Origin of the sequence: Bordetella genomosp. 10, assembly GCF_002261225.1 — a bacterium.
GTDB lineage: Bacteria > Pseudomonadota > Gammaproteobacteria > Burkholderiales > Burkholderiaceae_B > Bordetella_C.
The window spans coordinates 2,252,204-2,265,328 of sequence record NZ_NEVM01000005.1 but is presented as its reverse complement, the minus strand read 5'-3'; the positions used below and the strand labels follow the sequence as shown (position 1 = coordinate 2,265,328).

The 13,125-nt window shown below is 68.6% G+C and carries 11 protein-coding genes; 6 read left to right on the top strand and 5 right to left on the bottom strand.

The features are described 5' to 3' along the window. Window positions 1-25: 25 nt before the first annotated feature. The 4 genes from moaB to moaC are packed head-to-tail and all read right to left on the bottom strand — an operon-like array spanning window position 26 to window position 1,862. Window positions 26-544 carry a molybdenum cofactor biosynthesis protein B gene (gene moaB / locus CAL29_RS26255; RefSeq protein WP_094855846.1) on the bottom strand — a complete coding sequence of 173 codons (519 nt, stop codon included), beginning with the start codon at window positions 542-544 and terminating at the stop codon, window positions 26-28. Then, window positions 541-1,017 carry a molybdenum cofactor biosynthesis protein MoaE gene (locus CAL29_RS26250; RefSeq protein ID WP_094855845.1) on the bottom strand — a complete coding sequence of 159 codons (477 nt, stop codon included), beginning with the start codon at window positions 1,015-1,017 and terminating at the stop codon, window positions 541-543. The genes moaB and CAL29_RS26250 overlap by 4 nt, the downstream gene beginning before the upstream one ends. Window positions 1,018-1,021: 4 nt before the next feature. After that, window positions 1,022-1,312 carry a MoaD/ThiS family protein gene (locus CAL29_RS26245; RefSeq protein ID WP_094855844.1) on the bottom strand — a complete coding sequence of 97 codons (291 nt, stop codon included), beginning with the start codon at window positions 1,310-1,312 and terminating at the stop codon, window positions 1,022-1,024. Between the two features lie 55 nt (window positions 1,313-1,367). Then, window positions 1,368-1,862 (bottom strand): cyclic pyranopterin monophosphate synthase MoaC, encoded by a 495-nt coding sequence (gene moaC, locus CAL29_RS26240; protein ID WP_094855843.1) that lies wholly within the window; start codon window positions 1,860-1,862, stop codon window positions 1,368-1,370. 462 nt (window positions 1,863-2,324) lie between these two features. Here moaC and CAL29_RS26235 point away from each other — a divergent pair, with 462 nt between their 5' ends. From CAL29_RS26235 to CAL29_RS26220, 4 genes are all read left to right on the top strand, one after another. Then, window positions 2,325-5,975 (top strand): DUF748 domain-containing protein, encoded by a 3,651-nt coding sequence (locus tag CAL29_RS26235; RefSeq protein WP_094855842.1) that lies wholly within the window; start codon window positions 2,325-2,327, stop codon window positions 5,973-5,975. Between the two features lie 18 nt (window positions 5,976-5,993). Next, a complete protein-coding gene (locus CAL29_RS26230; protein ID WP_094855841.1) occupies window positions 5,994-6,875 on the top strand; it encodes a dienelactone hydrolase family protein in 882 nt (293 codons plus the stop codon). Window positions 6,876-7,088: 213 nt separating this feature from the next. After that, the gene (locus tag CAL29_RS26225; protein WP_094855840.1) at window positions 7,089-7,592 is read left to right on the top strand and encodes a peroxiredoxin; all 504 of its coding nucleotides are present in this window, start codon (window positions 7,089-7,091) and stop codon (window positions 7,590-7,592) included. Window positions 7,593-7,661: 69 nt separating this feature from the next. Beyond that, window positions 7,662-9,083 carry an MFS transporter gene (locus tag CAL29_RS26220; protein WP_094855839.1) on the top strand — a complete coding sequence of 474 codons (1,422 nt, stop codon included), beginning with the start codon at window positions 7,662-7,664 and terminating at the stop codon, window positions 9,081-9,083. Window positions 9,084-9,089: 6 nt separating this feature from the next. Here the strand turns inward: CAL29_RS26220 and bioB are convergent, their stop codons facing one another. Further along, a complete protein-coding gene (bioB, locus tag CAL29_RS26215; protein ID WP_094855838.1) occupies window positions 9,090-10,214 on the bottom strand; it encodes a biotin synthase BioB in 1,125 nt (374 codons plus the stop codon). A 425-nt stretch (window positions 10,215-10,639) separates the two neighbouring features. Here bioB and CAL29_RS26210 point away from each other — a divergent pair, with 425 nt between their 5' ends. Together CAL29_RS26210 and CAL29_RS26205 are read left to right on the top strand one after the other, a co-directional pair. After that, window positions 10,640-11,683 (top strand): Bug family tripartite tricarboxylate transporter substrate binding protein, encoded by a 1,044-nt coding sequence (locus CAL29_RS26210; protein ID WP_094855837.1) that lies wholly within the window; start codon window positions 10,640-10,642, stop codon window positions 11,681-11,683. 15 nt (window positions 11,684-11,698) lie between these two features. Continuing rightward, window positions 11,699-13,057: an MmgE/PrpD family protein gene (locus CAL29_RS26205; RefSeq protein ID WP_094855836.1), complete on the top strand. Its 1,359-nt coding sequence runs from the start codon at window positions 11,699-11,701 to the stop codon at window positions 13,055-13,057. Window positions 13,058-13,125 lie beyond the last annotated feature (68 nt).

Here is a 13,125-nt window from a genome sequence, read left to right as displayed (position 1 = left end):
CGGGCGGGCGCGAGGCCCGCCGGGGTCATCGGTTTTTGAAGTGCGAGGCGAAGTTGCAGGGCTTGTGGCGGCTGTCCAACTGCTCGGAAAGGATATTGTTCCAGGCGGCTTCGCAGGCGCTGGTCGAGCCGGGCAGGCAGAAGATGACGGTGTCGTTGGCGATGCCCGCCAGGGCGCGCGACTGGATGGTCGAGCTGCCGATGTCGGCGTGGGAGATCTGGCGGAACAGTTCGCCGAAGCCGGGGATCTCGGTGTCGAACAGGGGCGTGACCGCCGCCGGAATGGCGTCGCGGTGCGAGAAGCCGGTGGCGCCGTTGGTGATGATGACCTGCACGGCGGCGTCGTCGATCCACTCGCTGATAATGCGGCGGATGGCGTAGACGTTGTCCTTGACCAGGTCGCGCCGCACGCAGTTGTGCCCGTCGCGGGCCAGGGTTTCGGCCAGCCAGTTGCCCGAGGTATCGTTGCCCGCGGTGCGCGAGTCGCTGACGGTCAGCACGGCGCAGGCCAGCGACAGTTTCTTGTCGTTTTTCTGGTCGATCATGATGCTTCCTTCGAGGAATGACCGTCCCAGGAACAGGCGCGGTCGGTATCGCTTTGCTTTTGCTCGACCCAGAAACTGCGGCCGCTGGCCAGGGTCTCGCGTTTCCAGAACGGCGCCCGCGTCTTGAGGGCGTCCATGATGTACTCACAGGCCTGGAAGGCGTCGCCGCGATGCGCGCTGGCGGCCGCCACGAAAACGATCTGGGCATTGCGCGGCAGCGTGCCCACGCGATGCACGATGACGTAGTCCACCACGCGCCAGCGTTCGCACGCCTGCTTCGCGATGTCCTCCAGTTCACGCTCGCACATGCCGGGGTAGTGTTCCAGCGTCAGCGTCCGGGTGGCGTCGCCGGACGAGAAGTCGCGCACGTAGCCGGTGAAGGTCACCAGCGCGCCCGCCGCGCCGGCGCAGCGATCGCGCAGGGCCGCCTGCAAGGCGCCGGCGTCGAAGTCGGCTTCCTGGACGACGATCATGGCCTCAGCCTCCGGTGACGGGTTCGAAGACCGCCACCTCGTCGCCGGCATGGATCAGCACGCCGGGCTTGGCATGGGTCTGGTTCACCGCCAGGCGCAGGCGGCTGGCGCCGGCCAGCTCGGGATAGCGCTGGCCCAGTTGCGCCAGCAGGTCGCTGCCGGTGACCGGGCCGCCGCCCGGCAGCGCATAGCGCTCCGCGCGGCGGCCGGTGAGCTCGGCCACGCGGGCGAAATAAAGAAGCTGGATGGCCGCGCCGGCGGCCGTGGACGAAGCGGGTTCGCCACTCGTGATCATTGCGCCGTTCACCGCGCACCTCCGCGCCCAGGCGGGCAGAAATCCACCCGGAATTCTACTCCGTCGGGGCCCGCCATTCGCCGCTTTTGCCCCCCGCCTTGTATTCCAGGCGGACCTGCTCGATGACGATGCCCTTGTCGGCCGCCTTGCACATGTCGTAGACGGTCAGGGCGGCCACGCTGCAGGCGGTCATGGCTTCCATTTCCACGCCCGTCTTGAAATCCGTCCGGCAGGTGGCGCGCACCGACACCGTGTGGCTGGCGTCGTCCAGCGCGAAGTCCACGCCGACGAAGGACAGCGGCAGGCTGTGGCACAGGGGAATCAGGTCGGCGCAGCGCTTGGCGGCCAGCATGCCGGCCACGCGGGCGGTGTTCAGCACCTCGCCCTTGCCGCGGCCGGGCTGGGTGAGCAGGCCGTAGGCCGTGGCGTTCAGGCGCACGCGGGCGGAGGCCACGGCGATCCGCGCGGTGCTGGATTTGTCGCCGACGTCGACCATGCGGACCTGGCCGGATTCGTCGAGGTGGCTCAATGTGGGAGGAGTGGAAGACATGGCGGTGGGGGAAGGCCGGGGAGGCTCCAGGGCAAGCGGCCGCGAGGCCGGGTGGATAGATAGTCACAGGCCGGGGGGCCGGATGGTCGGCAGGTCCCGAGGCCTTGATTTGTCGAGACCTTGAGCGCCGGGACCTCGGGGTCGCGAGGCCTCGTGGTCAAGGTTTGAAACGAATTGCCCGGGCATAAAGGCGGACGCGGCGACGGAATTCGGACACTATTCGGTTTCGTTCCCGCCAAGGCCCCGCATGCTCCGCCCCGGGCGGCGGCGGGGCCGCGGCCCGCCGCGAACGGCGGGATGCGAAATTCAAAAACCGAAACCCGAAATCCGAAACCGGTTCGCCGGCGGACCCGGGCGCCGCGACCAGATCCGGCCGCCGGGCCCGGCGAGCCTATCAATGATAATGGACGCATTCATGCGTCGGGGGCGATAATCGCCCGTAGCCTACAGGAGAACGCTTCAATGTCTTTGCGGATACCCAGGATACGATTTTCGCGGCGGCTGGGCCGCATCGGTCTGGGTATTGTCGGCTTCATACTCCTGGTCTTCGCCCTGGCGGCGTGGCAGGTGCCGAATTTCACGCGCAAGGCGTTGACCGGGCAGGTCGCGGAAATGCTGGGCCGCGAGGTCCAGGTCGGCAAGATCACCTTCAATCCCTTCACGCTGACATTGCGCGTGCACGACCTGCAGGTCGCGCAGCCGGGCTCGCCGACGCCGCTGCTGGCGGTGGGCGAGGCCAACGCCAGCGTCGCCTGGCGGTCCCTGGTCTGGTTCGCGCCGGTGGTGGACCGCCTGGAGCTGCGCGAGCCCAAGGTGGCGCTGGTGCGCGAAGGGCCGGCCCGCTTCAATTTCTCCGACATCCAGCAGAAGCTGGCCGACATGGCCGCGGCCCAGCCGCCGGTCCCGGAGGAGGAAAAGGACAAGCCGCTGCCGCGCTTCTCGCTCAACAACATGCTGCTCAAGGGCGGGTCCATCACGCTGGACGACAAGGTCACCGGCCGCAAGCAGGTCATCGATGAAATCGCCCTGGGCGTGCCCTTCATCTCGAATTTCGGCTACGCCACGGACATCGACGTGCTGCCCCGTTTCCACGCGCGCATCAACGGCAGTCCCTTCGACATGCGCGGCACGGCGCGGCCGTTCGACAAGGTGCCGGCGTCGACGCTGGACGTGGTGTTCACCGGCCTGGCGCTGGATCAATGGGCCGATGCCTGGCCGGCGCCGATGCCGATCAAGCTCCAGCACGGCCTGCTGGATTCCGACCTGCACATCGCCTTCGAGCAGCCGCACGATGCGCCGGTCAAGCTGCGGGTCACCGGCAGCCTCGGCGTGCGGGATTTCGACCTGCGCGAGAGCGCCGGCGACGAGCTGGCGGCCTGGCGCAGCCTGAACGTGCGGCAGGTCGACGTGGACGTCATCGGCCGCACGGCGGCGATCGGCGAGGTCGAGCTGCTGGACCCGCGCATCCAGACCCGGCGCGACGCCAACCAGCGGATCAATTGGCTGGACATCATCGACAAGTTGCAGCGCCTGGGCGCGGGCGACAAGACGACGGGCGCCCCCGCCGTCTCCACCGTCAAGACCATGGCGCCGCCCTCGGCGGCCACGGGCCAGGGCGGGGACGCCAAGGACGCCGCCGCCGCGCAATCCGCCCCTGCCCAGCCTGCTCCGGCTGTCACTGCCCAACCCGCCGCTGCTCAGCCCGCTGGCGCCCCCGCCGCCGCATCCACGGCCACCGCGCCTCCGCCCGCCGGCAAGCCCGCCGCGGCGGCAGCCGCAACGCCGGCGGCGCCGTCGGGCAATGGCGCCACTCCGGCTCCCGCCACACCCACACCCGCGCCCGCGCCCGCGCCCGCGCCCCGGCACGACGCTTCCACGCCCTGGCAGGTGACGGTCGGCGCCATCAACATCGGCAACGGCAACGTGCACCTGCGCGACGCCGCCACCAAGCTCGACTATGCGCTGCAAAAGCTGGACGTCACGGTCCAGCAGGTCCGCTTCCCGCAACCCAAGGACCAGCCCATCGGCCTCTGGCTGACCATGGACAACGCCGACGGCGCCAAGCTGCGCGGCGTCGGCAAGCTGATCATGCAGCCGCTGGCCCTGGACCTGGACGTGCGCGCGGCCAGCCTGCCGCTGGCGCCCTTCGCGCAAGCCGTGCGCAACGCCGCGCCGGTGCTGCTGCAAAGCGGCACGGTCGGCGTGTCCGCGCAGGTCAACGTGGCCGACCGCAACAACGTGCTGGCGGTCGAGGCCAGCGACATCAAGGTCGACGCGGCCGACATCGCCGCGCGCGACGAAAGCGTCAACCCGGCCGTGGACGTCGGCCTCAAGCACCTGGCCCTGGCGGTCGACAAGTGGACCCTGGGTTCCGGCTCGTCGAACTTCGACCTCAAGGCCGACGGCCTGCTGGGTCAGGGCGCGCTCGCCACGCAGGGCAGCTTTGCGCTGCAACCCCTGCAGGTCAGCGCCAAGGTGGATCTGTCCAAGCTGGACCTGGCGCGCTTCGCGCCCTACGCCGCGTCCAGCCTCAACGCCACCGTGCGCTCGATTTCGGTGGGCGCCAAGGGCGAGGCCAAATTCACGGCGGCGGCCGGCGGCAAGCCCATGCAGGCGAGCTGGACGGGCGCCGTCAACGTCGACGACCTCAACCTGCTGGATCGCGTCAACCGGGCCGAGTTCCTGGCCTGGAAGACGCTCGCCTTCAGCAACATGGCCATCCAGGTGGTGGGCGACAAGCCGCGCCTGGACCTGGGCGACATCGTCCTGGACGACTTCTACGGCAATGTGCTGCTCAACGGCGAAGGCCGGCTGAACGTCATGGACCTGGTGGCCGAGCCCGGCAAGGCCGGCGGCTCCATCACGCAGGACACGCAGACGCGCGCCGCGCCGCGGCCCGCCCCCGCGGGCAAGTCGGGCGGCGGCATGCCGGACATCACCGTGCGCAGCGTCACGTTGAAGAACGGCCGCGCCACCTTCAACGACCGCTTCGTCAAGCCCAACTACACCGCGGAATTGTCCAGCGTCAGCGGTTCGGTCTCGGCGCTGTCGTCGACCAATCCCCAGCCCGCCAAGGTCAGCGTCAACGGCCGCGTCTACCGCACCGCGCCGCTGTCCATCAGCGGCGTGGTCAACCCTTTCGCCAAATTCCTGACCCTGGACCTCAAGGCCACGGCCCGCGGCGTCGACCTGCCGCGTTTCACCACCTATTCCTCCAAGTACGTCGGCTACCCGATCAAGCGGGGCAAGCTGTCGGTGGACCTGGAATACCGCATCAAGGACCGCGCGCTGTCGGCCAGCAACCATGTGCTGCTGAATCAACTGACCTTCGGCGAGAAGACCAACAGCAAGGACGCCACGACGCTGCCCGTGATGCTGGCGGTGGCGCTGCTGAAGGACCGCAACGGCAATATCGATATCGACCTGCCGGTGTCGGGCTCGCTGGACGATCCCAGTTTCTCGGTCGGCCGCATCATCCTGGGCGTCCTCGGCAATCTGGTGGTCAAGGCGGTGACCTCGCCCTTCAGCCTGCTCGCTTCCGCCTTCGGCGGCGGGGAGGAACTGTCCTACGTGACGTTCGCGCCGGGCAGCGACAAGCTGGACGACACCGCGCGCGACCGCCTGGGCAAGCTGGCCACCGCCCTGGCCGACCGTCCTTCGCTGCAGATGGACATCGCCGGCCGCGCCGACCCGGTCACCGACGAACAGGGCCTGCGCCAGGCCTGGGTCGACCAGCGCATCCGCGCCGCGCAGGCCCGCGCCACCGGCAAGAGCACGCGCTTGAGCGACACGCCCCTGTCGGCCGCCGATCGCGCCAAGTACCTGGAGTCTGTCTACGACAACACCAAGATGGACAACAAGCCGCGCAACTTCATCGGCATGGCCAAATCGCTGCCGCCCGACCAGATGGAGGACTTGCTGCGCAAGGCGGCGCCGGTGGGCGACGAGCAGTTGCGCCGCCTGGCCGATGCGCGCGCCCAGGCGGTGTACGAGGCCTTGCAGGCGCAGGGCGCGCCCGCCGACCGGATTTTCGTGGTCGCGCCCGAGTTGTCGGCGGAAGGCATCAAGGACAAGGACGCACCCAGCCGGGTCGAGTTTTCCCTGAAGCATTGAATCCCAGGAGCGTATTCCATGAGCGACGACAAGCATTTGGATAGTCTTCTTCCTCCCCTGCGACTGGACCGGCGCGGCTTCATGGCCACCGCGCTCGCCACCGGCTTCGCCGCGGCCGCCGGGCCGGTCGCCGCGCAATCGGTGATCAAGACCAGCGCCGAAGGCCTGACGGCGGGCCCGGTCGAGATTCCGGTGAAGGACGGCAAGATGTGGGCGTACAGCGCCGCGCCCAAGGACAAGAAGCATCTCGCCACCGTCCTGGTGGTGTCGGAGATCTTCGGCGTGCACGAATACATCCAGGACGTCTGCCGGCGGCTGGCGCACCAGGGCTACCTGGCCGTCGCGCCCAACCTCTTCGCGCGCGAGGGCGATCCCTCCAAGTACACGGAGATCGCCAAGTTGCAGGCCGAGGTCGTCCAGAAGGTGCCGGACGCCGACGTGATGTCCGACCTGGACGCCACCGCCAAATGGGCGGCCGGCCATGGCGGCGACGCCGACAAGCTGGGCATCATCGGCTTCTGCTGGGGCGGGCGCATCGTATGGCTGTACTCGGCGCACAACCCCAGGCTCAAGGTGGGCGCGGCGTTCTACGGTCCCTTGCGCGGCAAGACCGATCCGCGGCTGCGTCCGCACTTCCCGGTCGATCTGGCCGGCAAGCTGCACGCGCCCATACGCGGCGCCTACGGCGGCAAGGACGCCGGCATCACGCAGGACGACGTGGCCGCGATGCGCGCCGCGCTGGAGCGGGGCGACAAGGCGGCGCGCGCCTCGGTCATCGACCTCTATCCGAACTCGGGACATGCCTTCCACGCCGACTATCGGCCCAGCTACGTCAAGGAGGACGCCGAGCAGGCCTGGCAGCGCGCCCTCGATTGGTTCGCCGAGCACAAGCTGAAGTAAGGCCGGCAGCCATGTGCCGAAAGGCCCACGGGTCGATTCGGTCACGGGCGCCTTCGACGGCGGGGCCGGGAAGGCGCTACCATGTGGGAAATCCATCGGGGCGGCCCCGATGCCCGGCGGTCCGGGCCCGGGGCGCCTCCTTCGCGATGCAGGCGGCGCGGGGATCGCTTTTCGACGCGGACAACCGTCCGCGTTTCACTTCTGGAGACTGTCATGACCATCAAAGTCGGCGACAAGGTGCCCGACGGCACGCTGACCGAATTCATCGAAACCGAGACCGATAGCTGCGCGCTCGGTCCCAATGCCTTCCAGGTCGCCGACCTCGTCAAGGGCAAGAAGATCGCCGTGTTCGCCGTGCCGGGCGCCTTCACGCCGACCTGCTCGGCCAAGCACCTGCCGGGCTACGTCGAGAACGCCGCCGCGCTCAAGGGCAAGGGCGTGGACGAAATCTGGTGCGTGTCGGTCAACGACGCCTTCGTCATGGGCGCCTGGGGCCGCGAGCAGAAGACCGGCGGCAAGGTGCGCATGCTGGCCGACGGTTCGGCGATCTGGACCAAGGCCCTGGGCCTGGAGCTGGACCTGAACGCGCGCGGCATGGGCGTGCGTTCGCAGCGCTATTCGATGCTGCTGGACGACGGCGTGGTCAAGAAGCTGAACGTCGAAGCCGCCGGCAAGTTCGAAGTCAGCGACGCGGCCACGATGCTCGGCCAGGTCTGATCGATTTCGGCCGGGACGGCGCCGCGGCGCCGTCCCGGGAAGCACCCGGCGCCGCGGTTCACAGGTCAGATGTACTCGACTCTCTACTCGTTTTCCTCCCTCTACGCCGCCGCCTTGCTGATGCTGTGCGGGACCGGCCTCTTCAATACCTTCATGGGCCTGCGCCTAACCGCGCAGTCCGTCAGCGCCTTCTGGGTCGGCCTGCTGATCGCCGGCTACTACCTGGGCCTGGTCTGCGGCGCGCGCCTGGGCCACAAGCTGCTGATCCGCGTGGGGCACATACGCGCCTTCGTGGCCTGTGCGGCGGTCTCCGCCACCATGGTGCTGGCCCAGGCCTCCTTCGAAGTGCTGCCCCTGTGGCTGCTGCTGCGCCTGATCGCCGGCGTCGCCATGGTGACGCAGTTCATGGTGCTGGAAAGCTGGCTCAACGAGCAGACGGAAAACCATTTGCGGGGGCGGGTGTTTTCGGTCTACATGCTGGTGTCCGGCCTGGGAACGGTGCTGGGCCAGCTCTCGCTGACGATGTATGGCTCGCTGGACCTGCGGCCGCTGACCCTGGTCGCGATTTTCCAGGTGCTGTGCCTGGTGCCTATCGCCTTGACGGCGCGCACCCACCCGGCCACGCCGGTGCCGGCGCCCTTGGACATCAAGTTCTTCGCGCGGCGCGTGCCGCTGTCGCTCACCGTGCTGTTCATGGCCGGCAATCTGTCGGGCGCCTTCTATGGCCTGGTGCCGGTCTATGCGGCGCGCCACGGCATGAGCACGACCCAGGTGGCGGTGTTCGTGGCGGCGTCGGTGACGGCGGGGCTGTTGTCGCAATTCCCCATGGGCTGGCTGTCCGACCGCATCAACCGCGCCCGGCTGATCCGCTGCAATTCGCTCATCCTCGCCGTCTTCACCGCGCTGATGTGGGGCTGGACCGACTGGCCCTATTGGCTGATGCTGTTGCTGGCCTGTCTCTTCGGCATCCTGCAATTCACGCTCTATCCCCTGGGCGCGGCCTTCGCCAACGACCACGTCGAGGCGGAAAAGCGCGTCGGCCTGAGCGCCATCCTGTTGATGGCCTACGGCATCGGCGCCTGCATCGGCCCCTTGATCGCGGGCGCCCTGATGTCCTGGGCGGGGCCCAACATGTACTACGTCTTCGTGTCGGCCTGTGCCGTCGTCCTGGTGTGGCGCGTGCGTCCGGCCCGCGTCACCGGCGAGCACCAGGTGGAGGCGGCGCCGGTGCATTTCGTGCCCATGCCCGACACCTTGCAGAGTTCGCCGGCCGCCGTCGCCACGCTGGATCCGCGCGTCGATCCCGCCGTGGACCAGACGCTGGAAATGGTCGAGCCGGACGCCGCCGCGGCCACCCAGCCGGCGCGCGCCGAAGGCAGCGCCGACGCCTCCGGCGCCATGGCCGCCGGCCCGGAGACGGGCGTGGTGACCGGCACGGTGGCGGCGCCGGATCCCGCGGCGGGCGAGGGCGCGCGGCCGCCTTCGCTGTGACGCGGCTCAGCGCGCGGCGCTTTCCCGCGTAGCGTCCGCCGGCGCCTTCGTCAGCGCCTTCTTCAGTTCCTTCTCCAGCGCCTTCGTCACCGGCTCATGCCGGACGATGGGAGCCGCCGTCGGTTCGGGCGCCGTTCCCGCGGCGCGCATGCCGAGGCGGGCCAGCAAGTCGCGATCGTGCTGCAGGCGCGGATTGCCCGTGGTCAGCAGCTTCTCGCCATAGAACATCGAATTCGCGCCCGCCAGGAAGCACAGCGCCTGCAACGCGTCGTCCATGCTTTCGCGTCCGGCCGACAGGCGCACCACGGCGCGCGGCATGACGATGCGCGCCACGGCGATGGTGCGCACGAACTCGAAGGGATCGAGCGGCGGCGCGTCCGCCAGGGGCGTGCCCGGAATGGGGATCAGGTGGTTGATCGGCACCGACTCCGGATACGGGTCGAGGTTCGCCAACTGGCCGATCAGTCCCGCCCGCGCCACGCGGCTTTCCCCCATGCCGATGATGCCGCCGCAGCACACCTTCACGCCCGCGGTCCGCACGTTTTCCAGGGTATCCAGGCGGTCCTGGTAGGTGCGGGTGCTGATGATGCTGCCGTAGAACTCCGGCGAGGTGTCCAGGTTGTGGTTGTAGTAGTCCAGGCCGGCGTCGGCGAGTTGCCGCGCCTGTCCGTCGTCCAGCATGCCCAGGGTGACGCAGGTCTCCATGCCCAGCGCCTTGACCGCTTCGATCATGCGCGCCACCGCCTCGACCTGCCGCGGCTTGGGCGAGCGCCAGGCCGCGCCCATGCAGAAGCGCTGCGCGCCCTGGTCGCGCGCCTCCCGCGCCGCCGCCACCACCTCGTCCAGCGGCATCAGGGGCTGGCCCTTGACCCCCGCATCGTGCACGGACGATTGCGAGCAATAGCCGCAGTCCTCCGGACAGCCGCCGGTCTTGATCGAAAGCAGGCTGGAAAGCTGCAGCTCGGCGGGGTCGAAATGCTGCCGGTGCACGGTCTGGGCGCGATGGACCAGCTCGGCGAAGGGCAGGTCGTAGAGCGCCAGGATGTCCTCGACGCGCCACTTGGCGGTCGTCGTCGCGGCGGGCGTGGCGGGGGCCGGATTCTTCGGCGTTTCGTTCGGCGTGGGGTTCATCGGGGCTCCGTCATTGAGAGGCCGGGGAGGCCAGCCGCGCCGATCGTAGGAACAAGGGAAGGCCGTATGCAAAGGACGAAAAGCGCCGGATTTAACCGTGCGAAGACGGAACATGGTGGCAGAAGGCGGAAATAGGGCGCGACGATGCGCGAACGTGCCGCCTACGGGCGATAAATTTTTTGCCCGGTTTGTTGTTTCTTTTTGTATCTGAGGCCGGGCATGTGGAAAACGCGCCAGTCGCTTATGGGATACCATAAATGGCATACCAAAAATTCGGAGAAAAAGCTAGACTTGTCCGTAATTGAACGACGTTGAAAGGGGAAGTCCTCACAAATCGTGAACACCCCTTCTGCGGAAGCACGTTTCGGACGGCCAGGGCTGCACCCATAATCCGCCGATCCATAAGTCATTAACCGGAGACAAACATGCATCCCACGCCGACCGGCAGCGTCACTGCCGCCCCCTGTCCTTCCCTCCGCTCCCGCTCCCGCGCGCGCCGCGGGGCGGCTTCCGTCCTGTCGTTCCTGCTGGCTTGCGTCGCGCTGTTGGGCGTGACGGCCGCGCCGGCGCAAGCCGCGTTTCCCGATCACGCCTTGCGCCTCATCGTTCCCTTCGCCCCGGGCGGCGCGGTGGACGGCGCCGCGCGTCCGGCCGCGCTGGAACTGGGCAAGGCCCTGGGCCAGTCCGTGGTGGTGGACAACCGGCCCGGCGCCGGCGGCACCATCGGCATCCAGGCGGCCGCGCACGCCGCGCCGGACGGCTATACGCTGCTGCTGGGGAATATCGCGCTGGCCTCGGCGCCCGCGCTGTATCCGCAATCCGGCATCGATCCCAAGGATTTCGCGCCCATCGCGCTGGTGGGCACCACGCCTTACGTGCTGGTGGTGCGCGCCGATTCGCCCATCAAATCGGTCGGCGAGCTGATCGCGAAGGCCAAGGCGCACCCGGGCAAGATGAACTACTCGTCCGCCGGCACCGGTTCGGCCATCCACCTGGCCGGCGAGCTGTTCAAGGCCAAGGCCGGCGTCGACATCGTCCACGTGCCTTACAAGGGCGCCTCGCCGGCGCTCACCGCCCTCCTGGGGGGAGAGGTCGACATGATGTTCTCCTCGGCCATGGAGGCCGCCCCCATGTTGAGCAGCGGCAAGTTGCGCGCGCTGGCCGTCACCAGCGCCGAGCGCACCAGCCAGTTTCCCGACGTGCCGACGCTCACCGAAGCCGGTTTGAAGGGCTACCAGGTGACCGGCTGGTACGGCGTCTACGTGCAGGCCGGCGTGCCCGCCGACGTGCTGAAGACCTTGCAGCAGAAGGCCCAGGAAGGCATGCGTTCGGACGATATGCGCAAGCAACTGGCCAACTACGGCCTGGAAGCCGCCAAGGGCGACGCCGCCGAGGCGCGCAAGATGCTGGACGACGAAACCGCGCGCTGGTCCGAAGTGATCCGGAACGCGCATATCAAGGCCAATTGAAGAGAGAGCGACACGATGGGCATGCATATCCGCAGCGGCGACGGTCCCGCCTATACCCAGGACCTGGCCGCCTTCCTGGCGCGCTTTTCCTATGACGAACTGCCCGCCGGCGTGGTGCATGCCGCGCGGCGCGGCATCCTCGATTGGCTGGGATGCGCCTTCGCCGCCTATCGCCATCCCACGCTGGACAAGCTGTTGGCGGCGTTGACGGAGAACGGTAGCGCCGGGAAGGCCAGCGTGCTGGCGCGCGGCACGCGCCTGTCGCACACCGATGCGGCCTTGATGAACGGCCAGATGGGGCATCTGCTGGACTACGACGACACCCACATGGGCGGCGTCATCCTGCACGCCAGCTCGCCCGTGCTGGCGGCCCTGCTCTCGGCGGCGGAGCTGCGCCCGGTCGATGGGCGCGCCTTCATCGCGGCCTACGTGGCGGGGTTCGAGGCCGGCGTGCGCATCGGCCAGGCGGCGCCGGAGCATCATCCCGGCGGCTGGCACCTGACCGGCACGCTGGGCGCCTTCGCGGCCGCGGCGGCGGTGGGCAAGCTGCTGGGCCTGGATGCGCAACGCATGACGCATGCCCTGGGCATCGCCGGCACGCAGGCGGCCGGGATGCAGCAGAACCGCGGCACCATGTGCAAGTCCTTCCATGCCGGCAAGGCGGCCGCCAATGGCCTGCTGGCGGCGCTGCTGGCGGAGAAGGGTTTCGACAGCAGCGAGGAGATCGTCGAGGGCAAGCGCGGTTTCGCGCGCATCTACAGCAAGAGCACGGACCTGGAGCGCCTGACGGCCGGCCTGGGCCGGGAATGGATGATCGCCACCAACGGGCACAAGCCCTATGCCTGCGGCGTGGTCCTGCATCCTGCCATCGACGCCATGATCCAGTTGCGCGACAAGCTCGGCGGCCGGCTGGATGGCGTCGAGGCGGTGGAGGTCAAGGTCAATCCCGCCGTCGTGGCCATTACCGGCACCGTGGCGCCGACCACGGGCCTGCATTCGAAGTTCAGCATTTATCACAGCGCGGCGGTGGCGATGATCGACGGCGCCGCGGGCATTGCCCAGTACACCGACGCGCGCGCCGCCGACGAACAGGTCGCCGCCTTGCGCGGGAAGATCACCATCGGCGTGGACGAGAGCCTGCGCCGCGACCAGGCCTGGGCCAGCGTCCGGCGCGCGGGCGAGGTGTTCGAGACCTTGGTCGAGCACGCCACCGGCACCACGGACAATCCCATGTCGGACGCGGCCATCGAGGCCAAGTTCCTCGCCAATGCCGAGGGCGCGCGCGATGCGGCGCAAGCGGCCGCCATCGCCAGGGCGACGTGGACCTTCGAGCAACTTTCCGACGTGCGCGAGTTCGTGGCGCTGCTGCGCTGATCGCCGTGGCCGTCGCGATCCGCCGTCGTAATTTTGCCGTCGTAATGTTGCCGTCGTATTTGCAAGGA

Coding starts and splice junctions, on each gene's coding strand:
- CAL29_RS26250 (WP_094855845.1), bottom strand. CDS start 1,017: ATGATCGTCGTCCAGGAAGCCGACTTCGACGCCGGCGCCTTGCAGGCG.
- CAL29_RS26205 (WP_094855836.1), top strand. CDS start 11,699: ATGGGCATGCATATCCGCAGCGGCGACGGTCCCGCCTATACCCAGGAC.
- CAL29_RS26245 (WP_094855844.1), bottom strand. CDS start 1,312: ATGATCACGAGTGGCGAACCCGCTTCGTCCACGGCCGCCGGCGCGGCC.
- CAL29_RS26220 (WP_094855839.1), top strand. CDS start 7,662: ATGTACTCGACTCTCTACTCGTTTTCCTCCCTCTACGCCGCCGCCTTG.
- CAL29_RS26230 (WP_094855841.1), top strand. CDS start 5,994: ATGAGCGACGACAAGCATTTGGATAGTCTTCTTCCTCCCCTGCGACTG.
- bioB (WP_094855838.1), bottom strand. CDS start 10,214: ATGAACCCCACGCCGAACGAAACGCCGAAGAATCCGGCCCCCGCCACG.
- CAL29_RS26225 (WP_094855840.1), top strand. CDS start 7,089: ATGACCATCAAAGTCGGCGACAAGGTGCCCGACGGCACGCTGACCGAA.
- CAL29_RS26210 (WP_094855837.1), top strand. CDS start 10,640: ATGCATCCCACGCCGACCGGCAGCGTCACTGCCGCCCCCTGTCCTTCC.
- CAL29_RS26235 (WP_094855842.1), top strand. CDS start 2,325: ATGTCTTTGCGGATACCCAGGATACGATTTTCGCGGCGGCTGGGCCGC.
- moaC (WP_094855843.1), bottom strand. CDS start 1,862: ATGTCTTCCACTCCTCCCACATTGAGCCACCTCGACGAATCCGGCCAG.
- moaB (WP_094855846.1), bottom strand. CDS start 544: ATGATCGACCAGAAAAACGACAAGAAACTGTCGCTGGCCTGCGCCGTG.